14 protein-coding genes and 1 pseudogene are annotated in these 24,470 nt (G+C 41.1%); 4 read left to right on the forward strand and 11 right to left on the reverse strand.

What is annotated here, in order from left to right; all coding sequences use genetic code 11:
- Positions 1-53 precede the first annotated feature (53 nt).
- The 4 genes from AAHJ11_RS03205 (at position 54) to AAHJ11_RS03220 (ending at position 5,262) form a co-directional block, all read left to right on the forward strand.
- The gene (locus AAHJ11_RS03205; protein WP_195649016.1) at positions 54-2,432 is read left to right on the forward strand and encodes a TonB-dependent receptor; all 2,379 of its coding nucleotides are present in this window, start codon (positions 54-56) and stop codon (positions 2,430-2,432) included.
- 31 nt (positions 2,433-2,463) lie between these two features.
- On the forward strand, positions 2,464-3,246 hold the full coding sequence (locus AAHJ11_RS03210) for a M48 family metallopeptidase (protein WP_148366067.1): 783 nt from the start codon (positions 2,464-2,466) through the stop codon (positions 3,244-3,246).
- 192 nt (positions 3,247-3,438) lie between these two features.
- Complete coding sequence (locus AAHJ11_RS03215) at positions 3,439-4,731, forward strand: hemolysin family protein (RefSeq protein ID WP_148366065.1); 1,293 nt, start codon at positions 3,439-3,441, stop codon at positions 4,729-4,731.
- A 54-nt stretch (positions 4,732-4,785) separates the two neighbouring features.
- Positions 4,786-5,262 (forward strand): copper resistance protein NlpE N-terminal domain-containing protein, encoded by a 477-nt coding sequence (locus AAHJ11_RS03220; protein ID WP_167511813.1) that lies wholly within the window; start codon positions 4,786-4,788, stop codon positions 5,260-5,262.
- A gap of 88 nt (positions 5,263-5,350) precedes the next feature.
- Here AAHJ11_RS03220 and AAHJ11_RS03225 read toward each other — a convergent pair whose 3' ends face one another.
- The 11 genes and pseudogenes from AAHJ11_RS03225 to AAHJ11_RS03275 all read right to left on the reverse strand — a co-directional run bounded on the left by AAHJ11_RS03225 (position 5,351) and on the right by AAHJ11_RS03275 (position 24,315).
- Positions 5,351-5,908: a TlpA family protein disulfide reductase gene (locus AAHJ11_RS03225; protein WP_148366064.1), complete on the reverse strand. Its 558-nt coding sequence runs from the start codon at positions 5,906-5,908 to the stop codon at positions 5,351-5,353.
- A 64-nt stretch (positions 5,909-5,972) separates the two neighbouring features.
- Positions 5,973-7,193, reverse strand: a complete 1,221-nt coding sequence (locus tag AAHJ11_RS03230) for a glycoside hydrolase family 88 protein (protein ID WP_148366062.1) — start codon at positions 7,191-7,193, stop codon at positions 5,973-5,975.
- A gap of 89 nt (positions 7,194-7,282) precedes the next feature.
- Positions 7,283-8,932, reverse strand: coding sequence for a glycoside hydrolase 43 family protein (locus AAHJ11_RS03235; protein ID WP_320974285.1), 1,650 nt, complete (start codon positions 8,930-8,932; stop codon positions 7,283-7,285).
- A gap of 219 nt (positions 8,933-9,151) precedes the next feature.
- The gene (locus AAHJ11_RS03240) at positions 9,152-10,546 is read right to left on the reverse strand and encodes an alginate lyase family protein (RefSeq protein ID WP_298045587.1); all 1,395 of its coding nucleotides are present in this window, start codon (positions 10,544-10,546) and stop codon (positions 9,152-9,154) included.
- A gap of 34 nt (positions 10,547-10,580) precedes the next feature.
- Complete coding sequence (locus AAHJ11_RS03245; protein ID WP_320974286.1) at positions 10,581-12,134, reverse strand: Ig-like domain-containing protein; 1,554 nt, start codon at positions 12,132-12,134, stop codon at positions 10,581-10,583.
- Between the two features lie 37 nt (positions 12,135-12,171).
- Positions 12,172-13,896, reverse strand: coding sequence for a RagB/SusD family nutrient uptake outer membrane protein (locus AAHJ11_RS03250; protein ID WP_148366054.1), 1,725 nt, complete (start codon positions 13,894-13,896; stop codon positions 12,172-12,174).
- Positions 13,897-13,908: 12 nt separating this feature from the next.
- Entirely contained in the window at positions 13,909-17,196 is a 3,288-nt protein-coding gene (locus tag AAHJ11_RS03255) for a SusC/RagA family TonB-linked outer membrane protein (protein WP_148366052.1), read from the reverse strand.
- 69 nt (positions 17,197-17,265) lie between these two features.
- Entirely contained in the window at positions 17,266-17,781 is a 516-nt protein-coding gene (locus tag AAHJ11_RS03260; protein ID WP_148366051.1) for an RNA polymerase sigma-70 factor, read from the reverse strand.
- Positions 17,782-18,481: 700 nt separating this feature from the next.
- Positions 18,482-21,214, reverse strand: a complete 2,733-nt coding sequence (locus tag AAHJ11_RS03265) for a two-component regulator propeller domain-containing protein (protein ID WP_298045584.1) — start codon at positions 21,212-21,214, stop codon at positions 18,482-18,484.
- Between the two features lie 139 nt (positions 21,215-21,353).
- Positions 21,354-22,244, reverse strand: a pseudogene (locus tag AAHJ11_RS03270) (alpha/beta fold hydrolase); the annotation flags it as partial.
- 139 nt (positions 22,245-22,383) lie between these two features.
- The gene (locus AAHJ11_RS03275; protein WP_413579062.1) at positions 22,384-24,315 is read right to left on the reverse strand and encodes a glycoside hydrolase family 127 protein; all 1,932 of its coding nucleotides are present in this window, start codon (positions 24,313-24,315) and stop codon (positions 22,384-22,386) included.
- Positions 24,316-24,470 lie beyond the last annotated feature (155 nt).

Below are 24,470 nucleotides of genomic sequence, written 5' to 3' on the forward strand. Positions count from 1 at the left end.
GTATCATTCTTTAATGCTTTTTTTGTACTTTCGCAGCAATAATTTGCAATCACATGAAAAAACTGTTGACACTGCTACTATTTTCCAACCTTCTGTTTTCCCTGCTACAGGCACAACCTGTACACCAAATTAAGGGAACGGTTATTGAAAAAAACAGCCGTCAACCATTAGAGTTCATTAACGTAATGGTTCTCGGGCTGAACAAAGGTGGCGTCACCAATGCGGAAGGCCATTTCACTATCGAACAAGTGCCTCCCGGCATCTACCGCCTGCAAGCGACAGCCATCGGCTACAAGAGTGTCACTACTCCCGAATATATTTTATCGACCAAAGATCTGAACATCTCAATAGAGATGGAAGAGAACCTGACCGAACTGGCAGGAGTAACCGTCACCGCTTCTCCTTTCCGGCGTGATCTGGAAAGTCCCGTCAGTCTTCGCATTATCGGATTGCAGGAAATAGAAAAGAGTCCGGGAGCCAACCGGGACATTTCACGCATCGTACAATCTTATCCGGGAGTTGCCTTCTCACCAATAGGTTACCGCAACGACCTGATCGTGCGCGGTGGTTCTCCTTCAGAAAACCGTTTCTATCTGGACGGAGTGGAAATTCCCAATATCAATCATTTCAGTACACAAGGAGCATCGGGCGGTCCCGTAGGAATCCTCAATGCCGACCTGATACGTGAAGTCAATTTCTACACCGGTGCTTTTCCCACTGATAGAGGAAATGCACTTAGTTCCGTTCTTGATTTCAAGTTGCGCGACGGAGATATGGAGCATAACTCAATAAAGGCTACCCTCGGAGCATCCGAAGTCTCGCTCGCCTCCAACGGACATATCGGGAAAAAGACCTCTTATCTGGTATCCGTGCGCCAATCCTATCTGCAGTTCCTGTTTGACATGCTCGACCTCCCTTTCCTGCCGACTTTCACTGATGCGCAGTTCAAATTGAAAACCCGGTTTAACGAACAGAACGAGTTGACAGTGTTGGGACTCGGAGGAATCGACAATATGCGGTTGAACACGAAAGCGGATAGCGAAGACAATGAATACATCCTTAGTTACCTGCCGAAAATCAAGCAGGAGACATTTACATTAGGGGCCGTTTATCGTCATTATGCAGGCGCACATGTGCAGTCGGTGGTAGTCAGTCACAGCTATCTGAACAATCGCAACACCAAATACCGCCAGAATGATGAAAGCATTCCGGAGAATTTGATGCTCCGTCTCCGCTCTACCGAACAGGAAACAAAATTCCGCTTCGAAAACACTTCCTCTCTCCGAAACTGGAAGGTCAACCTCGGAGTGAATCTGGATTATAGCCAATATACCAATACCACCTTTCAAAAGGCATATACCAATCAGGCACAAACGTTTGATTACCATACCTATTTGGGAATGATGCGCTGGGGACTTTTCGGCACTATCAGCTACTCTTCAATGGATGAACGCTTCACAGCTTCTCTGGGATTGAGAGCGGATGCCAACAATTATTCATCGGCGATGAAATCACTCTCCGACCAGCTTTCACCGCGCATATCGCTTTCCTATCAGCTTGCCGATCACTGGTTTCTAAGTGGAAATGCAGGACTTTATTACCAGTTGCCTCCTTACACGGCTCTCGGTTTTAAGGATAATAACGGAACGTATGTCAACAAATACAATCTCCGCTATATGAAAGTCAGCCAGGAAAGCTTGGGCATCAGTTGGCGCAAAGGAGATACTTTCGAAGTGTCCGTGGAAGGATTCTACAAAGATTATGATAAAATCCCACTCTCCGTTGTAGATGGCATCCCTCTTACTTGCAAAGGGAATGACTATGGGGTAATTGGCAATGAATTGCTGACCTCTACCGCCCAGGGACGCTCGTATGGTGCGGAGATTCTGGCGAAATGGCTGATCGCCAAGAAACTGAATCTGGCTTCTTCCTTTACCTTATTTAAAAGCGAATACCGCAACGACAAAGAGAGTGAATACATTGCATCTGCATGGGACAACCGATATATCTTCAACTTACGGGGAACCTACAATCTACCGTGCCAATGGAGCATCGGAATGAAAGTCAGTTGCATCGGCGGTGCTCCTTATACGCCTTATGATGAAGATAAATCATCCTTGGTATCTGCCTGGGATGCACAAGGCAAAGCCTATTACGACTATTCGAGATACAATAAGGAACGGCTTCCGGCCTTTGCACAGGTAGACCTCCGTATCGACAAGACATTTTATCTGAAACATTGTATGCTGGGATTCTATCTTGACTTGCAAAATATCACGGCAAGCAAATTGAAACAGCAGGACGTACTGATGAGTACGGGCATCATTGAGAATCCGGAAGCTCCCGCCGATAGCCAACACTATAAAATGAAACGCATCAAACAATCGAGCGGAACATTACTCCCTACATTAGGAATAACATTTGAATATTAACTATACATAAAACATCAAACTAGAAAAAAGTATGAAAAGAGAAATTGCTATGATTGCCTTCGTATTGTTAGGCATGGGTATGACAGCTTCTGCACAATTCGGCAAGAAGATTAATCTGGGAAAAGCGTTACAAGCCGGTAAAGACGTAGTATCAGCCGTTACTTTATCCGATGCGGACATTGCTAACATGAGCAAGGAATATATGGTATGGATGGATGCTCATAATCCTTTAACTAAACCTGATTCCGAATACGGCAAACGTCTGGAGAGACTGACCGGACATATCAAAGAAGTGGACGGACTGAAACTTAACTTCGGTGTATACGAAGTGATAGACGTAAACGCCTTTGCCTGCGGTGACGGTAGTGTACGTATTTGTGCCGGTCTGATGGATGTTATGACAGATGAAGAAGTAATGGCTGTGGTAGGACATGAAATCGGTCACGTTATTCACACAGACTCAAAAGATGCCATGAAGAATGCTTATCTCCGTTCAGCTGTAAAGAATGCAGCAGGCGCCACCAACGATAAAGTAGCCAAGTTGACTGATTCTGAACTGGGAGCCATGGCGGAAGCTTTGGCAGGCGCGCAATACTCGCAGAAACAGGAAAGTGAAGCAGATGATTACGGTGTAGAGTTCTGTGTAAAGAATGGTATCGATCCGTATGCGATGGCTAACTCACTGACCAAACTGTCCGAACTGTCAAAAGATGCTCCACAGGCTTCTTATCTGCAGAAGATGTTCTCGTCACACCCGGATACAATGAAACGTATCGAGCGTGCCAAAGCAAAAGCAGCAACCTACGCTAAATAACAAGTAAGAAAACTCTTCAAATACGGATGACGCGGAAAACACGGATCTATCATTTTATTAGATCTGTGTTATCCGCGTCATTTGCATCTAAAAAGACAACACGATTATTAAATATTCATTAATCTGTCACACATATTTGCATCGTGTCTTGATTTCTTGTAATTTCGACCCTATAACCATTTTAATCCATTTATGGAATTTCTTATCATACTTCTCTTACTTGTACTGAATGGCATTTTTGCCATGTATGAAATTGCGCTGGTATCATCCAGCAAAGCACGTCTTGAAACACTTGTCGCCAAAGGCAACAAATCAGCCCGCGGAGTTTTGAAACAATTGGAAGAACCGGAAAAGTTCTTATCTACCATTCAGATTGGTATCACTCTGATCGGTATCGTATCCGGTGCCTATGGTGGTGTGGCTATTGCCGACGACCTTGTTCCTTTCTTTTCCCTTATCCCGGGAGCGGAAACCTATGCACGCAATCTGGCAATGGTTACTACCGTAGCAATCATTACCTATCTTTCTCTGATTATCGGAGAGCTAGTACCCAAATCTATCGCTCTTAGTAATCCGGAGCGTTATGCGATATTATTCAGTCCTATCATGATCCTGCTGACAAAGGTTTCCTACCCTTTCGTATGGTTGCTAAGTGTCTCTACCCGGCTACTGAATAAACTGATCGGTCTGAAAAGCGAAGAACGCCCCATGACACAAGAAGAAATCAAAATGATTCTCCATCAAAGTTCGGAACAGGGTGTGATTGACAAAGAGGAAACAGAAATGATACGTGACGTGTTCCGCTTCTCCGACAAACGGGCTAACGAACTGATGACGCATCGCAGAGATCTCATTATCCTTCACCCTGATGATACGCAGGAAAAGGTGATGAAGACGATCGAAGAAGAACATTACAGTAAATATCTGTTGGTGGACGAACGGAAAGACGAAATTCTCGGTGTTGTTTCCGTAAAGGATATTATCCTGATGGTAGGCAGTAAAAAGCTGTTTAACTTACGCGAAATAGCCCGTCCTCCCCTCTTTATTCCGGAAAGTTTGTATGCAAATAAAGTTTTAGAGCTATTTAAGAAGAACAAAAACAAGTTCGGAGTTGTTGTTAACGAGTATGGCAGCACAGAGGGTATCATCACCCTGCACGACCTGACTGAAAGTATCTTCGGAGACATCCTTGAAGAGGATGAAACGGAAGAAGAAGAAATCGTTACCAGGCAGGATGGTTCGATGCTGGTGGAAGCTTCGATGAATATCGACGACTTCATGGAGGAAATGGGTATTTTATCCTATGAAGATCTGGAATCGGAAGACTTCACCACTCTGGGGGGATTAGCCATGTTCCTGATTGGCCGTATCCCGAAAGCGGGAGACATCTTCACCTACAAGAATTTACAATTCGAAGTAGTGGATATGGACCGCGGACGAGTAGACAAACTGCTTGTCATCAAACGGGACGAGGAACAGGAATAGAATAGCAAAAACGAGCAATAGCTCACTATTTATATTAACTTAAAGCACTTAACGATGAAAAAAGTAATTATGTTAGCAGCAGTCGTAGCTGCTTTGGCATCATGCCAATCAAAAGCAAACAAAGCCGCAGAGGCTCAAGCAGACAGTCTAGCTCTTGCTATGACTCCGATTACCGAATTGACTGAAGTTTATGAAGGTACTCTTCCTGCTGCCGACGGTCCGGGTATTGATTATGTACTGACCCTGAACGCTGCAACTGACGGTATGGACACTGTGTATACATTGGATATGACTTACCTCGACGCTGAAGGTCAAGGACAAAACAAGACTTTCACTTCAAAAGGAAAACAAGAAACTGTACACAAGGTAGTGAACAAAAAACCTGTGACTGCTGTTAAGTTAACTCCGAAGGATGGCGAAGCTCCGATGTATTTCGTGATTGTGAATGACACCACTCTTCGTCTGGTGAACGATAGCTTGCAAGAAGCTGTCAGTGATCTGAATTATGACATCATCAAGGTAAAACAATAAAATAAACCTAACCCTAACCAGTAAAAAAGCTCTGCACAGAACGAAGGTTCTGTGCAGAGCTTTTCGTTTTTGGGAGTCTTTCCTCATATTATTCCAAGTATTGTTTCAACTGATTCTTCAATTCCTCCGGATTGCTTGGTCTTTGTGCCTTATATTCTACAATAGCTCCCTCCCTATTAACAATAATAAACTGAGGAACTGAAAGCCCGGCGAAATTACCTTTCTCATCATAAGTGACAAACAACTTCTCCACTTCAACAGAAAATTCGTTATTCTCAACACTATTCTCTGGTCGATGATAGGTGACAAAATACCCATTTAATAATCTTTCATCCAATCTTTTCAGACAGGCATTCCAATCCTTGGGTTCATCTATTGAAATAAAAAGTCTCACAATATCATTCTTTTTGAAAAAATCATCTGTTTTTTCATATTCTTTGAGTTCTGCCAGACAGGGTTTACACCAAGATGCCATTACATCAATATATACAATTTTTCCTTTAAAATGCCGAAGCAATAACTCAAACGAACTAGGATAATTCAAGCATTTGATATTAGACTGCACTGATTGCTCCTGTGCAGTAATGATTAATGATATCAAACAAAAAAAGAATAAAACTCCATTTGTTTTAATGCACTGTTTCATACAACATAGATTTATTGTTAAATAACTGTGATAAAGATAGTGTTTTATTCGATATAAATCTTCTTTATTTAATTACATTCTTTCCTTCTTGCAGACGTTTCAACCGAAGCAATGCTTCAATGTAGTAATAGTCTGCATAAATAATAGAAGCATCTATCTCGGAATGAGCAGGCCAGTGTCCTACACTATGCAACAGGAAAGAGGGGTTACTTTTTCCACTCTGATAATTATCAGAACTTAGACTCGTCAGCATTTCCACCGCAGCATCCCTGTAACGTTTGCCCGTACCATTCGGAAGATAAGTAGATAATTCGAGCAAAGAGGAAGCCACCACTGCCGCAGCCGAGGCGTCCCGTGGGGCATTCGGAATAGAGGGGTCATCGAAATCCCAATAAGGGACTTTGTCTTCGGGCAGACGTTCGAGATAAACATCTGTCACCTTCTGCGCGAAATCAAGATACTTCGGGTCTTTCGTTTCACGATAGACTACGGTATATCCATAGATTGCCCATGCTTGTCCGCGTGCCCACATGGTGCTGTCGGCATATCCCTGATGAGTGACTCCTTTAATCAGGTTCCCTGTAATGGTATCATATACTGCTACATGGTAAGAAGTATAATCAGGACGGAAATGACATTTCATTGTTTTGTCGGCATGAGAAACGGCAATATCATACAAATAAGGATTGCCACCATTCTTCGCCGCCCAGAACAACATTTCAAGGTTAATCATATTATCCATGATTGTGTTGTGAGGCCAGTTGCGCGGTTCCACTTCACGAGGCCATGAAAGCATTGTTCCCACTACCGGATTAAACAGAGCAGACAAAGAATCGGCAGTATCCAGAATCACTTTCTTATAAGCTGGATTCTTTGTCAAACGATAACCATTTCCATAACTGCAAAACACGAGGAATCCCAAGTCATGGTCATAGGCGGGAATTTGAGAAAGAAACTCCAATGAGTTCGTGAATTTCTTAGCTTCTTCCAGAATATGTTTATCCTGTGTATATTCGTAATCATACCAGAGCACCCCCGGCCAGAAACCGGCACACCATTCTTCTTTCGTTGCTTTACGGCAGTTCCAGTGATGTTCGTCAGCCATGATATTACGCGGCATCATCGTATAGTCAATTCCGGAATCTGTTTTCAGTTCCGTAAGTGTACGCTGTGCTTGTGCCGCACAGTAGTCCAATGCCTTATTCACATCCAATGTACCGGATGGCTTGTGAGTACACGTACAAAAACCTAACATCACAGCCAGACCTACTACAATCTTTTTCATCTTCGTTTAATATATTCGCGTTAATTCTTATTCTTTATTTCTCTTTGTCGATTACTTAGTCATTCATCAGTTACTTAATCATACACCACTTATTCAGTCATCCGGAACCAGTCTATATCTGCCCATCCGCGATTACCGTCATTCGGAGTTACGCAGAATACTCCAACTTTGGCTCCAATCCATTTGCCTTGTCGGGCTGTGAAAGGCTCTCCCACTGTCGTATATTTCTTTCCGTCCAGACTATAAGCGAATGTACAAACGGCTCCTTTACGAACCTTTACTTGTAAGTAAACTGTTTGCCACTCATTATCTGCTACTCCCGGCATCTTCAGATGTTCCACTGGAAGGTTTGCCAATTCTTTTATCTGTTCGGGATTTTGCTGTTCCGCATCCTTGCAGACTGCTTGTTGCAGAATAAACTGATCTCCTGCCTTACGAATGGAAAGATAACTATAATCCCATCCCATCACAATGATTCCGGTTTGTTCACCGTCCTGCTTGGCAGTAAATGTCAACTTGGTCGTAGCCGTAAACTCTTCAGCCGGAAACTTCTGCATCAACAAGTTAGGAACTTCCCAGAAGTTCACAAATTCTTTTGAGAGGCTGCCTGCATAAAGACGGATATATCCTAAGTCAGTAGTGAACCCGTAAGTGTCTTTTTTATTAGCGTGCCATTGCCACTGTAGTCCCAAATGCCGGGTATTGAATTCATCACTTTCCGGTGGAGTAGCTACCGGATATGTCTTTCCCACATTCGGTTTCTTATAAGTAGTCACAGGTTCACCGCAGCCATCTTTATCCTTGTCTACTCCGATTACGGGCCAATCATTTACCCAAGTCATCGGATTCAGATGAATCACACGTCCGTAAGCTCCTTTATCTTGAAAATGAATGAACCATGATTCTCCAGTGTTCGTATCTACCCAGCCGCCTTGATGAGGACCGTTGATATTTGTCTTTCCTTGTGCCATGACAATCTTCGATTCGTAGGGGCCGTAGATATTCTTTGAACGAAGAACCAACTGCCAACCGGTAGCTACCCCGCCTGCCGGAGCAAAAATGTAATAGTATCCATTGCGTTTATAAAGTTTCGGGCCTTCCACCGTATGGTTCTTTCCATCATTTCCGTCAAATACCATCACCGGATCAGAAATAGCTTCCGTACCTTCGGCATTCAACTCGCAGATCACGGCAATACTATTTACTCCACTACGACTGGCAGCATATGCATATACAAGATACACCTTACCATCTTCATCCCAAAGCGGCGTCGGGTCAATCATTCCTTTTCCAGCCTTTACCCGTACGGGGGTACTCCATTTTCCCTTCGGGTCTTTTGTCTTTATCATGTAGATTCCGTAATCCGGGTCACCCCAGTAGATATAAAATTCCCCGTTATGGAAACGGATAGAAGGCGCCCATACTCCCTTACCGTGCTGTGCCTTATCGAAAAATTCTTCCGGCTCCTGCACCGGTAGTGCATAATTCACCAACGACCAGTTCACCAAATCGTTGGAATGAAGAACAGGAATCCCCGGAATACAATTAAAGCTGGACGCTGTCATATAGAAATCATCTCCGGCTGCACAGACATCCGGATCCGAATAGTCAGCATGAAGAACCGGGTTCTGATAAGTACCGTTTCCCTTATCAGCCACCCAGGTCTTAGAAATTTCTTGTGCACCTGCCAATGAACAGCAAGCCATCATTCCTGCTAAAAACAGAATCTTTTTACGCATACTACCTAACTAATAATTCTTTTCTAAATTCAAGTGTTATTCCTAAAAAACAGGTTCTTTCTACCTTATATAAAACTAATCTATCAGAAAACTGAATGTTATCTCTTTTTCTAAAGCAATCTATTTACTGACCTATTTGCTTATATATACGAAGGGGATTAGGTAAATACCTAATCCCCTTACAACTTTTTTCTATTTATCTAAGAAGTCATATTAACTCTATTCACGATACAACATCAACGTAGCCCAACCTAATTGGTCAAAAGCACCACTATTGGATCCATAACGATTAGCAATCTCTCCTGCCCCACCTTCAGGACGCATCTTATCTGCCAGCATTTGAGCATACTTATAACCACTAGTTAATCCTTTGATCTTTGCATAGTGGGTGTAAAAGATTTCCCATCCGGGACGAACTTCACCACGACCATCATCAGACACCATTTTATGATCTTGCCCATGATTCTTATCTTTACATGTACAATTTATACAGTACTGATACTCTTTAAAAGGTATTTTTGTAATATCAATCAACCAAATACCATCTGAATTGTCATTCTTCATTCCATCCGTTGCATTACTAAGCGCTACATACTCACCCATTTTCATAATTGCATTGTTGTTAGCTGCGAAGAAATCCAGTCGGGAAACATCTTTGTTATCCTGATAGAATGTATAAGCTATCTGGCAAAGATTAGCAGTCACAGCTGCCGACATTTGAGCATGTCCCTGATCACGTCCGCTCTCCTGATTCTGGCATATCTCTTCATTCGACAATGGATCAATATGAGTGCCCTGGATTAAATTATTTAAAGCTCCATTACCAGCTCCATTATAAAAATAGTTGACGACATAATTAACCATATCATCATCTTCAGTCAAAATACCAATAGACAGATAAGAACACATATTAACCAAATCCCAATTCGACCAGTAATGTAAAGCACAGTTACTACTACCTTGGTGGTTGTCCAGAAAATCTTTATTTTTAGAAGCGAATACTTTCACAATCCATGTTTTAAAAGTAGTTTGATCCGCTTCTGTCCAACCATCGTAAGTTTGCATAATTTCTGCTGCATTGGCAAAAGTATATCCTTGTGCACCTGCTGCCAGTTTATGATTAGCATCATTGGAAGTAACTTCTGTACAGGTCGCAGCCCACTGATTCAAGATGTTAATCACATTCTTTGCATATTGTTCAGTACCTGTCAGCTTCCATAAAAGTGCCATTTGATAAGCAGCTGCGGCATCCTTCATTGCATAACTGTAATTTTCATTACTAACACCAGTTCCGGTCACATCGCCACGAACAATCTTAGTTTGCGGCTGCGGATTGTATGAAGAAGCTGAAACATAACTCGAGTTCTTTAGATTTTCAAATTCATCTTTTACCTTTTGCGGTGCAGTCCCATCATCCAACATATTCTTCACGCGGTCAAAATCAGCCTGATTAAACATAGCACAGGGATGATTATAGGTATATTCTGCTTCTACCGGAACATATACTCCTTCCGGAAGTGTCAAATCCACTACTCCGAATTCATTCTCACGGCAAGAAGTTTGCACTGCTATCAGCAGTGCTAAACCTATCGTCTTTATTATATTTTTATTCATAAGAATCTATTTTGAACCTTGATTGTTATTCCAATTATTTTATTACTTCGTAAGTTAATCCTTCCGATTCAACATATGCTTGTACATCTTGTACAGTCTTGAATGTCTGTATCCAATAAACATTATAACTTACCGGCGTAGCAGAAGATGAGGTTATATCGGCATATTTAAATGTAAGAGTACTAAATGATGCAACAGAAGTCGTCGGTAGTATATCCGTTGATCCCCATTTCTGAGTAGATATATCATAAATAAAGACATGACTACCATCACTGCACTTATAATCATTCAGCCACTTATTATTATTTCCACCTAAATTACCAGAGAATTTAGCGCCCTCACAAGAGCCATTCGATCCATCCAGATTAATATTCCGTGCAGTCACTCCTTCAACATCCTTCAAATCATCCATACGAATTGCAAAAATAGGATAATTACCAGCATGCAACCAGGATGTTTCATAACATTTAAAGTCTCCGCGCCATTTTGTACCCGTCTTAGGAGTAATGGTAATATAGCCTTCATGCCATTCCCATGAAGCCGCTTGGTTTGGATCATAATACCATGTACAATTATCTTTATCACGGAAAAGCTCTCGTATTAAACCTTCTGCCAAATTCAATTCAATAGATGAAGTATTTCCTGTTTCCGGACAGGTAGCCGTAATAGTAACCTTGCCAAACACACCGTTCTTATTGAAAGTAACAACACCAGCTTTCACTGTAGCAATTGTTTCATCACTTGAAGTCCATTCTATCAATGACTTAGTACAATTTTCCGGCACTGTAGTAAAGTTCAATGCTACACTCTTTTCTGCAATAGCAAATTCATAGCCATTAGTTGATGAGTAATTCTGATCGATGGTAATCTCTTCCGGTTGTACAATCGAATTCACGATAATATCTTTAGTAGCTATCACATTTGCACCGTCCAAAGATGTGGCAGTGATAGTAACAGTGACAGCAGCGCCCTTGCCACTATCCAGTCCCGTAACAAGTCCGTCTTTATCCACAGTAGCTACAGTTTCATCAGAACTTGACCATTTCACTGTCTTATAAGTAGCAGAAGACGGTAAAATTGCTGCTGAAAGTTGCAATGTCTCTCCTGCATATACATTATCCGCATCAGAACTAATCGTAATGCTTTCCGCACTAACCAATGAATTAACAACCAACACTTTCAAGGCACTAGCCACATCACTACCCGAATAATAAACACTTGGAGCAACCTGAATTACAGCAATGCCCGTACCATTACCACTGACGGCATTTACCGTACCACTGGCATCCACCGTGGCCACATTTTCATTACTGGAAGTCCAATTCACCTCCTTATAAGTTACGTCATCAGGTGTTATACTATATCCCAATTCCACTTTCTCTCCTTTTACTAAAGGAAGTACCTTGACTTTCGTATCATCAATATAGATAAACTGCTGCAAATCTTCAGAAATAATCATTTCAACCGACGCAGGATAAATCGCTTTAGAAAGTGGGGATACCTCATCATTATCATCACATGAAAAAAATGTGGAAACAACTGCTGTCATAAAAAGACAACCCAGCCCATATTTTAATATCTGTTTCATACGTTTTCTCTTTTATTCATTATTACAATAACACATCTTAGTTCTTCCAACCAGGGTTCTGTTCCAACTGCGGATTCAACTGTAATTGGTCAGAAGGCAGCGGGTAAAGATAAAGTTTATCATTCCAAGTACGATCACTATAAAGAATAAGACAACCGTCAGAACTAAGTGAACGTTTATGATCTGTCCAGTTTGTTTCAAACCAAGTATCTGTCACTTGCACACCAAGCATATCTTGTGGCATTTCATCAGGAGCTGTAGCCCAACGCTTTAAGTCATCAATGCGAAAACCTTCCAATACCAGTTCTACAGTACGTTCCCGGCGTATTTCTTCACGCATTGAAAGATTGTTTGCCGAAACTAATGTACTACTCAACTTAGGCATACTTGGATTGACACGAAGACGAACCTTATTCAATGAATAATCTAATTCTGAATCTGTAATAGTACCATTCAATTCATAAACAGCTTCCGCATAATTCAACAATACTTCTGCATACCGGATAACCGGGAAATCATAAGATTCGTAATAATCTTCCACCTGGCGTTCAGTACCCCATTTACGGTTTTGATATCCACTACCCGAACGTACATTAGCAGTCAGGCTACTTGTTAAATCAGCATCCGTCCAAGTTGTGCGCCATTTACCGTCATTATTCCAGTATTGTTGTCCATGATATAGCATATTATTGCCCATGCGGTTATCCCGATTTTGGAATTCATCAGTCACACCGGCATATTGCTGGAATTTGGATGACTTACCAATAGGCAACCCATCAGAACAAAGATACATATTCGCCAATTTACGGGTTACATAGCAAGCATTTGCCACCATACCATGAGTCAGGTTCCATGCAGTTTTATCTCCATTACGATGACGTTTCACAAAGATATATTCTGTATTGTCACTCTTCGAAAGATTTGCCGGATTACATTGTGCACCATCTTCTAATGTGAACATATAGCGATAGCTCTCATTACCCAGTTTTTCATTATAGAACAACTGATATTTACCACCTTTAATTACTTCATTGGCGGCATCCTTCGCAATAGTCAGCAATTCCGTACTACGGGAAGTATTTGAGGTGGCATCTTTGCCGTTAGTGTGAAATTTCTGCCAAGTACCTTCATACAATGCTACGCGTGACAACATGGCATATGCGATATATTTATTCAATCGTCCCGCCTCCGATGATGTTTCAGGTAAGCCGCCAACTGCATCCTTCAAATCCTTAATCACCTGGTCAATCACCTCACCACGATCATTACGTTTGCCGTAAAGTTTTTCAGAATCCAAGTCCAAAGGTTCCGTAAGAATGATAGCGTCACCATAAAGCTGTACTAATTCGAAATGACTATATGCACGGAAAAATTTAGCTTCGGCTACAGGTACTATAATATCCGCCGGTACATCAAAACTTTCTGCATTCTTCAACAATAGGTTAGTATAGTAAATACGTTTATATAGTTTGGTGTAATTAGCATCTGTAGCAGGAATAGCATTTGTACCCTGGCTATATACATTCATGGATGAACCTGCCACTAAATCAGAACGGTAATCACTATGAGGTTCATCTGACACAGCACGGTCAAAATCATGAGGCCAACTATAAAACTGGTTAGCAAACAGCTGAAAGTTGGCAGCGTTGTCCCACACCAAATTATCTCCCAAATCCGACAATGGTTCCAAATCCATACAGGAAGTTGTCACTGCTACGAAAGAAAAAAGACATGCGGCTTTTATATATTGTTTTAATTTCATATCATCAATTATTTAAAAGGTTAAATTAGCTCCGATAGTAAAGTTACGAGTGAACGGATAACGTTTCACCCCCTTAGCTGCCTGAGTGGTATTATTGGTATCACGAGCAGATGCTTCAGGATCCCATCCATCTTTTATTTTGGTAGTTTCCCACAAATCAGCTCCCGTCAGATATATACGGGCCCCTGATATTACTTTTGTTTTATTCAACAACTTAGCAGGAAAAGTATAACCGATTGTTACATTCTTCAGACGAAGATAACGACCATCTTGTGCTGTCAAAGAGGATGCCTGATAATTGTAATTATTGATATTACTTTCATTGGTATATGGGGCATAGTAAGCATCCCGGTTATTTTCACTCCATGTATTGCCAAGAGAAGCAGTGCTTGTATTGGTATAATTGCTACGGAACGGCACTGTCCAATTATCAATCGGACGATAAACAAAACGATTGGCAGCTCCCTGAAAAACAACGTTGATATCAAATCCTTTATAGTCTGCCCCAAAATTGAAAGAATAAGAGATTTCAGGAGTGTCACTGCCCAGATAGATATAGTCTTTTTCATCTAATACACCGTCTCCGTTTTCGTCACAATACATATTGTCACCTACACGCAGATTCGATGGCATACCAATTCCATTATTATTATAATACTTTGTCTTGTAGGCAGCCAACTGTTCTTCATTCTGAATCTTGCCACCGTAACGCAGACCGAAAATTGAATTCAGAGGATAACCTTGTTGTGTTTGTACATATCCTGACTTTAAAACTGTTGTACCACCGTAATCCACTAATTCATTACGGGCAAAAGTAAAAGTGCCACCTATGTGATAGTTTACATCTCCAATCCTGTTACGATAGTTAAGTTGACCTTCATATCCCCATCCTTTAAACTTTCCGGCATTCGCTTTCGGAGCAGAATCTCCTAACGTTCCCGGGAAAGTGACACTAACTAACATATTATTGTTCTGCTTCATAAAAGCCTCGACAGAACCAGTCAAACTACCATTCAGAAAACCAAAATCAACACCAACATTATAATTTTTTATGCGTTCCCAACTACGTGTTGTAGAAGCCAGAGTTCCGTTCGTTTTTATATAAGAAAGTTTATTAGAACCTATATATGCGCCATCATCACCTGCTGCAACCAAATTATAAAGTTGTACTCCGTCATAGTTTCCAATGCCACTCTGATTACCGACTTCTGCATAAGAAAGACGTAGCTTCAAATCACTTAACCAATCAACCTTCTGCAAAAAAGATTCTTCTTTTATACGCCAACCCAATGAAACACCATAAAAGAGATCCCAACGGTTTTCCGGCAAGAACTTAGAAGAACCATCATAACGTCCATTCAGTTCCAGCAAGTAACGCCCATCATAATCATAATTAAAACGTCCAAAATAAGAAAGATTCGCATTTTGATATTTCTTTTCATCACCGGTCAAAGTCACATCACCCGAACCGTTTACTATTTCCATACCATTCTGAATATCTTTCACCATCACTCCAAAATAAGTATACTCCTTAAATTCATATTGTGCACCCAATGTCAAATTCAACTTATGTTTTTGCGCAAATGTTTTATTAGCTGCCAAATAACCGGAAACTGAATAAAAATCAGTTCTCGAACTTGTCTGAGTGTAAGTTGAGTTTGCTTGCGTTGGATCTGTCCGCACTTCTACATCACCCATATAATTATAAAAAGTGACTGAATTTGTTGTTTTATTACGGGATGCCGTACTCGTACTATATCCAACATTAGCATTAGCGGATAACCAATCTAAAATCTGATAATTCAATGTCTCGCTTAATGATATAGCAGAAACAGAGAGTTTATTATTACCACCATTACTAACAATAGCCGCAGGAGATCCCCATGTTCCCCATGCATACGGTTTTCCATTTAAGGACTCAAATGGAAGTCCCGGCATAGGCAAAGTAGCGGATAAAGCTGACTCAATCTGTGTCGGAGCAACCTGTTCCTGCCGATTGTACGAAATAGAAGAGTCCAGTTTCAGGTTCTTTGTAAACTTATATGTATTATTCATACGAAAGTTATAACGCTTGTTGTTATTGTCACCAAATTGCAATGTAGAACCATCATAAAGATAACTCATCGAAATACGATAAGATGATTTTTCTGAACCACCGGAAACACTTAAACTATGCTCCGTACTCCATGTATCACCAAAAAGCGTATCCAGCCAATTTACATCATCTGTGAACACAAAATCTGCAACATCCGTAAAGTTGGTCGAACCGAACGGGTTAGGACTATAGCGCATATCAAGATATGACCCTTTATATTTCTTTGCCAATTCCGCATAAGTATACCAGACATTAGACGTGTTTTTATCGTTCGTCAATGCTGTCATTACCCCATCTGCCCATTGATCAATATTCATGGCAGAAGCCATCAAACCAACAGTTTTCAAAGTAGCGCTACCGCTATATTCTACTTTCACTTTACCTTCAGCGCCTTTCTTTGTAGTTATTAAGACAACACCACCAGCAGCACGAGAACCATAGATTGCAGCGGCACCATCTTTCAAAAAGTTCATTGATTCAATATCATTAGGATTCAGCAGACGAAGCTCATTCACACTTTCATACGCTACCCCATCAATTATTATTAATGGTTCTGTACTGTTCACTGATACTGATCCGCGCAAACTTAATCCCCAGCTTTCATCACCCGGAGCAGAGGAACTACGAGTTATCATAACACCAGGCACCTGTCCTTGTAGAGCTTCCAATGGGCTAGACAGTCCTCCTTTTTCCTGAAGCATTTTAGCTCCTACAACTGCAACAGCACCTGTTAATGAAGATTTTTTCTGGGTACCATAACCCACTACTACCACTTCATCCAATACTTCAGAATCTTCTTGCAATGTAATTTTCACAGGTGCGCTACCGTTCACATTAACTTCTTTTGTTTTATAGCCAATATAAGAAATAACCAATGTTCCCGGATTGACATTACTAAGTATAAAGTTTCCGTCTATATCCGTAATTGTACCATTAGTAGTCCCCTTCATCAACACACTAGCACCGATTATCGGCTCATTATTTGCATCTAACACAGTCCCCTTTACTGTCACCGTCTGCATAACAGTTTGCGACCTATCAACTTCCGCATAGGTATTTTGGGGTATTCCTGTCAATAACGCAGAAGCAACCACCATTGAAAATAAAAATCTCTTCGGCGAACACTTTAAGATATCATTCATAAAATTAAATTTGAGGTTTAAAAATAGTATTAAATTTTTGTTCTCTAAAATAAGGGAAGGCATACAGGTGCCTCTTTGTAAATTCTGACTCCTTTTCCATAAGCACAAAGGGTTATTTATTAATGAATAAGATTATATACAGTTTCGGAAGAATTCGCGCATTTCACGACGTCCAAGGAATAGGTGGTTTTCTACCGTCCTACAACTTAGATTCAGTTCATTAGCGATTTCCGGAGAAGTTTTATTTTCAAAACGGCTTAATGTATAAATTAACCGACGTTGTTCGGGCATGGCAGCCAAACGGGTCCGTTCCATTGCCATTAAATCATCACCGATAATTTTTTCTTCGGTTTCATTGGTAGAAGTAGACATAGTATCATAGATGTAGCTGTCTATCTCCTGCTTCTTATAATAACGACGGATATAGTCGATTACAATATTGCGGGCAATAGTGAACAGAAAATATTTCACAGTGTCCGGACGGAGCATTTGTTTGTAGTCCAACAGACGTACAAATACATCTTGGGTTAGATCCTCTGCTTCGTAGCGATGAGTGATACGATAAGTAATATAGGTAAGAATCACCTGATAATATTCTTCATAAGCACGGGTGATAATGTTGTCGGAAGTGTTAGCTATTGTCTCCATAATACTATCTTTTTCGGTTTTGATCACGATGCAAATATAGAGGGGATTTCGGATATAACAGCCAGAAAATAAAGCAGATCAATCTCAACGAATCTAGTTAGACTTATTTAAATACATTCTTCTCATTATCAACAATTTACATTCGCATCAAATAGAGTATCACTTTATAAAATGAGACTCCATACACTAAAATCTACGCATTTTTGCTCCACTTACACCTGTTTGCCCTTACCTTTCTCTCCTTTTCAATCTCACCATTTCATGATCTTACCGATTCATTGTCTCATCAACGGCTTTGATGAAACATAAACATTAAGAGAAAACTTTCATTTCATTAAAGATAAACTTGCTTTGCACTTATTGCAAAGTTACATTTGATTAAGGGTAAACTATAAATGCAAGCTTCAATTATATAATTGCAAGCTTTGTTTTTATAAACGCAAGTTGCATTTATAAAAACAAAGCTTGCGTTTATAGATTACTCCCCATAAAAAACAACTTTGCAATAGGACCAAAAGAAGTTTATATAGGGAGAAGAAGAACTTATCTATTAATAGATTATGGAAAGAAATAAGCGGAAGAAAGAAAGTCACTTAGTGAATCGGGAGCCTTCACCCTCTATCCCCGACGAACAGGAAGAAGTGAAGGGGTGAAGGGAATATGGGTGCAAAATAGATTTCAGAGATAATAAGTCGAAAAGTTACTCTTCTTTGGCTGTTCCGCCTATACTACGGATGTATTCATTCGGAGTAACTCCCGTACTCTTTTTAAATGAACGGAAGAAAGAAGCACGTGAACTAAAACCACAAAGTTCTGCCAGTGCAGTCAAGGTATAGCGGGAATATTGACTATCCGCTACCATCTTTTTGAATTGGGTAACGCGGTATTCATTGATAAAGTCATAGTAAGACTGATTTAGATACTGGTTCAAAAGATACGATAATGAGTGTGAAGAAGTATCCAAAGCAGAAGCCAAGTCACCCATTTTTAAGTCGGGATTGATATATGACTTTTCTTTCTCCACATAAGCCACCAGTTTCTTATGAAGTTCTTTACATTCCTCTTCGGTCAGTCTATTCGTCTTATATTTCTCTTCAACAGCAGAAGAAGCAAGTAAACGACGCATACGTTTCCAGACATAATATCGTATAAAGGCTATAATTCCTACAATTAATAAAATGGAAAATCCCCATCCCCACCAGGGTATCATAGAGCGTACTGTCACTCGGCAGATAGCTTCCGACTGCTCATTTCCCGGAAGACGTACACGGAAAGTATAAGTTCCGGAAGAAAGTCCGTAATAGGAAACTTCGTTCTGTGCAGCCAATAGTTTCCAGTCCTTGTCCACTCCCTCCAGTCTATATTCATATAGTAAGGCAGACGGCAGACCATAGGCAAAATCAGTGAAACAGAAAGTCAAATTATTCTGGTTGTATTTCAAAGAGGAGCTGGTGAAAGGAACGCCATTAGCCAGTATATCGGTAAATACGATCGGACGAACCTTGCCACGCACTTCGTCCACACGTTTCGGATCGACATAAATCAGTCCTTTGGTGTTACCAAACCACAATAGTCCTTTTTCATCTTTATAAGCGGCTCCATTCGTAAAAGTTGGTCCCGGCACTCCATCATTGAAAGTGAAAGCATCATACTCCTCTCCCTCTTCTTTAATACGCAACAATCCATCATTGCAAGCTACCCACAGCCAGCCTTGGTTATCTTCTATAACAGACATCAGCGAATTGTCCGGAAGAGTAGAAAAGATAGAGCGATTCCGGAAACGATCCATCGTTAAAGTAGATGTAAACAAGCTCCCTTTCTCACGGATAAAATAGAGGTTGTGTTCAGCATCTTCGTAGATCGTACGCACCTTATCCCGATGAACGAATCCCTCCGGAAACACATTAGAACGTAAACTTTGAGAAGCCGGATCATAAATACACATACCGGTTTCGGTAGCAATCCATCCTTTACCCGTAGAATCAAAGCTTACTTCATACACATTGCCCTCCGGCAGTTGGGAGTTAGCACTGGTAAAGTGTTTGATCTGTTTGGTCTGTCCGTTATAACAGAAGAGTCCGTGTGAAGTCCCTATCCAAAGATTTCCTTTCGCATCCGGTTTCACACAGAATATATGTCCCTTTTGAAAAAGCTCCGTATCTCCTTGTGCAAAATATTTAAGAGATAACGTTCCCGGATCCAGTACCATCATACCGCCACCATACGTACCTATATAATATTCTCCTTGATAGAAGCTGATTGTCAGTATCAGATCCGAAGTCAAAACGGGTTTTACAAAACTCTTCACGACTCCGGAAACCTCATTTATATAAAACAAACCATCGCGTGAACCGATAACCTTCTCTTGCCCTCGGTTTACGAAAGAACGAATGGAGAGGTTTGCCGAATTGAACAAAGGCGGATAGGCATACGTACGGAAAAGTCCGTTCTGATAGAGTGAATAATCCAATCCTGCCTGAAAATGTCCCACCCAGACAGCACCTCTATCATCTACAAGTAAGGAATAAATAGAATTACTGCGAATTCCTTCCTTATCATTGACATCGTGGTAGAAGCGGCGTGTCACTTGTTGGTCTTTATGTGAGAGGAAATGGACGCCATTACCGTCAGTAGCTATATATACGGTCTCTTTTCCATCGCTGGAAATATCAGAAATGACATCACAGCCTAAAGATACCGCATGAGAGAATGTTTCCTTTTTTATATCGAAACGTACTACACCTTGGCTCATTGTACCTAGATAGAGCGTTTCTCCGATACGGGTCAAACAACGGAAATAATCTGTTTCGGGCACATTCTCTTGAAAATGCCAGGAATCAATCTTTCCGTCTTTCAGCGAATAAGAAAACAGTCCCTGCACAGTAGCCAGCCATAATACGGTTTGATCTTCATTTAAACAAATATCCATGATTCTGTTACAGGCGGCAAGCATATTCCGATCTGTCAAAACCTGTAGTAATTGACCGTCTTTATGAATAAACAAGCCTTTCTCCGTGCCAATATAAAGAATATCCTCATTAGCCAACAAAGCATTCACGGCAAAATCAATCTTTTCGGGGACAATTCTTTCCAATTGGCTGTTTGTACGGTCCAATCGCCAAAGTCCGATTCCATTTCCCACCCACAGTTGCCTGTTGGCTGTTTCTGTAACGCTGTTTACCCGTTTCTTTCTTCCTGATTCAATGCCCCGGAATTCAAAATGGCGTACTTTTACTCCATCAAAACGGTCGAGACAATTATCCGTTCCTAACCAGACAAAGCCCTCTGAATCTTTATAAATAGCATTCACCAACAGCCCGGAAAGGCCGTCGGACATCACGACATTACGGAACGTGTAATCCTGGGCTTGTAGATTGACCCCACAAACCAAATATATTATTAGAAGAATCAGATATTTAATCGTGTCTTTCACCTACAATGGGCTTTTTCATATTAAACATGTGACAAACTTACATAAAAATCTCCAAAAGGAAGTACTTCTAATAAAAAAAGTCATCCCTTCGTATTTACCATATGCACATAGACAAATACGAAGGGATTAAATTATTTACTCAATGTAATCTAAATAAAAAATCTTCTAAAGCCGCATTAAACTCTTCCGGACGCTCCATATTCATCATATGTCCGCAATCTTCGATCACTTTCAGCTTTCCATTCGGAAGATAATTCAAAATTTGAGGTTCCTTTGAGAACCGGTTACCAGACGAGTGACCTTCCACAATCAAAGCTGGTACGGCAGGGTGGTTCTTTTTCAGCATCTCAATAGCATCCAAACCAGCTACCACGCGCACTTCCTTATGTAACGGTTGCCATGCATCCCATTCGTCAATCATTTGCCATAGAGGCGCACGCATCCGTTCGCGTTGGGTTCCTCCGGATTTCATCAGTCCTTCAAACCACTCCTTCTTCATCACCTCCACTCCTTTCTCTTTCAATGCAGCAATCTCTTCCTCACGTCTCATGGCTTCTTCTTTCGTCATAGGTTCACTCGGACCTTTCGATTTTCTTATGTTTCCACTGGCTAAAAAAGCGGATAACATTCGTTCCGGAAAGTACGCCAACATATCGGCGGTAATAAAGCCACCCAAAGAAAGTCCGACAATATGCGCTTTTTGGATGTGTAAGGAATCCATCAACGTAACCAAATCTTCAGCATGCGTAAATTGATAATCTTCGGTTTGGGAAGAAGAAAGACCATATCCTCTTAAATCATAGCGAATGACATGATACTTTTTCGCAAACACCGAAAACTGTTCGTCCCACATACGATGGTCAAGCGAATGACCATGAACAAAAATAATCGGCTCACCCTGACCTGCTTCTTCATAATACAGAAAGCCATTCCCAATGTTAATACGGCCTTGTTTTACGACTAATAAATTACCTTTCATAACTGTTGGTGAAACAACCGGACTACCATAGAAGGAAGAAAAAACATCCTGGCTTTCCTGACCGGATAATCCCTTGGAGGAAACGGTAAGAAAGCAGATATTTAATAAAGCAGTAATTAATAAGCGACCGTTCATCTTATCATTCGTTTTTATGTTTCTTAATTCTTGATATACTTTATTTAAATAGACTTTATTCTGATTGCAAATCCCAATATACGACATAGCGCTGGTGATGCAAATCATATAGCGGACGAATCACATCTCCTTGTTCTGTCGTAAACTTCAAATCACTTCCTACCCGCTGCAAAGCACGTTCGGGATGCTTTTTATCCAGTTTCAAAGAAGTGCGCAGATGGGCAGGGACACGAAAATCATAGGTATAATAATCATTGTAAAGAGCAGGATTAGAGAAAGGAGCAGGCGCCTGCATACCCTCTGTTCCCCGTTCTCCCGCCAATACTAGCGGACCATATAACAGAGCTGCCTTGTCCGGATTATCCGGAGTAGATTCCAGTTTGATTTGCATCGGATAAGTAGCCGAAATTTGATCGCCATCTTTCCATTCACGGGTAATGGCGATATAAGAGCCCGGTTTCTGCTTTACAGATACTTTCTTACCGTTCACCAGCACTTTCACATCTTTGCTCCATGAAGGATAACGCAGATAAACAGTGGTGCGAACGGGATTCTCTGCCCGGAAAGTGAAACGTGTTGTTTCTTCTTGTGGAAACTCCGTTTCTTGACGGATGGTCAGTCCCTTCTCTTTCCAGATTACCTGTGAGGGGATAAACAGATTTACATATATTCCTTGATTGTTGTGATAATAGATGGCTTCTCCAAACTTTGCGTGATTCTCAAATCCACTGCCTACGCAACACCAAAAAGAGTTCTCTTTTGTGCTATATAGTTTATGAGAACCGGAAAGCAAAGGCAGGAAATAAGCCACCATACCCGTTTCGGGATCTTGTTGTCCCAAGATATGATTGTACAATGCCCTTTCGTAATAATCCGCAATAGATGAATCGCCCGTCCAGCAGAAAAGATGGCGGCAAAGTTTGAGCATATTATAGGTACAACAGGTTTCCCCGGTATAACCGGTCAGATGTTGGGATAACTTATTCGGGTCAAAGTAGTGTTCTTTATCACTGCTGCATCCCGGGGCGAAAGTATGATGGTCAATCATGGTATGCCAGAAGAATTCCGAAAGTTTCCTGCTTGTCTCGTTGCGGGTTAATTCGTAGTTGCGGGCTTCGGCTATCACTTTCGGGATAAATGTATTGGTATGCTTCGTTCCCAAGTCGTCACGAAGTTCTTTCAACGGGTCGATTACGTCATTGTGGTAGAAATATTCCGCCAGCCAACGATAACGTTCATCTCCCGTGATTGAGTACAAATTGTAGAATGACTCATTGATACCGCCAAATTCATTGCGGATCATAAGCTTACGTGTTTCTTCACTAAGAGGTTTCAGCTTATTGTATGCCCAGTCACCCATTCGGGTGGCGATAGTCAATGCTTTCTTGTTATCCGCATACAGGTATTGGTCTATCAGCCCGGAAAAAAGTTTATGCAGCGTATACCAGGGAGCCCATACGCTTTTTCCCTGGATGTTCCGGTTTATCAATTCTTCAGGCCAAGCACTCAAATATCCGTTTTTTAATGCATTCTGCACTTCTTCCAATCCATTGACCAAGCTATCACCTTTCAGCTTGAATATCTCACTACCGGTAGCTGCGTACATCAAACCAAGTGCCGAAAGCATATGTCCGGTAGTATGTCCGCGAAGTTCGCAATCCAAAGATTCCCAACCACCGAGTTTTTTCACTGTCATATAACCGCCCTCACGTCCGGCAAATACACCGGCATTGGTACGGAAGCTATGCAGCAGGCGATTCACATCTATTGAAGTCATCCAGGCAGAATCCCGAAGCATATTATCACGGAAACGACTTGGCAACAAGCGGACGTCTTTCAAATCAAAACTTTCTGCTTGAAGGGGAGCCACTGTTTCCTTTTTCAACTTTCCCTGATGTTGACCGGGATATACAGATTGAGCTGACACTATACCCGATACTGTCAATGAACCAAACAAGATTGCCGTAACTAAAATTTTCTTATTCATACTATTTCTATCTTTTACCTATAAGATACGAACAAGGTGCCTCAAACACTCAAAGCTACAAAATTATTTAATTAAGCTACAATTCTTTAATTTAAAGCCCACTTTCTTATAAAATTCATCTGAAACGTCCTATCTTTATTCCCCAAATCAAAGAA

Origin of the sequence: Bacteroides sp. 90-K9/2, assembly GCF_047310725.1 — a bacterium.
Taxonomy (GTDB): Bacteria; Bacteroidota; Bacteroidia; order Bacteroidales; family Bacteroidaceae; genus Bacteroides; species Bacteroides vicugnae.

Bases quoted from the DNA above. Each gene is read 5' to 3' on its own strand.
- AAHJ11_RS03205 (WP_195649016.1), top strand. From the start codon at position 54: ATGAAAAAACTGTTGACACTGCTACTATTTTCCAACCTTCTGTTTTCC.
- AAHJ11_RS03210 (WP_148366067.1), top strand. From the start codon at position 2,464: ATGAAAAGAGAAATTGCTATGATTGCCTTCGTATTGTTAGGCATGGGT.
- AAHJ11_RS03215 (WP_148366065.1), top strand. From the start codon at position 3,439: ATGGAATTTCTTATCATACTTCTCTTACTTGTACTGAATGGCATTTTT.
- AAHJ11_RS03220 (WP_167511813.1), top strand. From the start codon at position 4,786: ATGAAAAAAGTAATTATGTTAGCAGCAGTCGTAGCTGCTTTGGCATCA.
- AAHJ11_RS03225 (WP_148366064.1), bottom strand. From the start codon at position 5,908: ATGAAACAGTGCATTAAAACAAATGGAGTTTTATTCTTTTTTTGTTTG.
- AAHJ11_RS03230 (WP_148366062.1), bottom strand. From the start codon at position 7,193: ATGAAAAAGATTGTAGTAGGTCTGGCTGTGATGTTAGGTTTTTGTACG.
- AAHJ11_RS03235 (WP_320974285.1), bottom strand. From the start codon at position 8,932: ATGCGTAAAAAGATTCTGTTTTTAGCAGGAATGATGGCTTGCTGTTCA.
- AAHJ11_RS03240 (WP_298045587.1), bottom strand. From the start codon at position 10,546: ATGAATAAAAATATAATAAAGACGATAGGTTTAGCACTGCTGATAGCA.
- AAHJ11_RS03245 (WP_320974286.1), bottom strand. From the start codon at position 12,134: ATGAAACAGATATTAAAATATGGGCTGGGTTGTCTTTTTATGACAGCA.
- AAHJ11_RS03250 (WP_148366054.1), bottom strand. From the start codon at position 13,896: ATGAAATTAAAACAATATATAAAAGCCGCATGTCTTTTTTCTTTCGTA.
- AAHJ11_RS03255 (WP_148366052.1), bottom strand. From the start codon at position 17,196: ATGCCTTCCCTTATTTTAGAGAACAAAAATTTAATACTATTTTTAAAC.
- AAHJ11_RS03260 (WP_148366051.1), bottom strand. From the start codon at position 17,781: ATGGAGACAATAGCTAACACTTCCGACAACATTATCACCCGTGCTTAT.
- AAHJ11_RS03275 (WP_413579062.1), bottom strand. From the start codon at position 24,315: ATGAATAAGAAAATTTTAGTTACGGCAATCTTGTTTGGTTCATTGACA.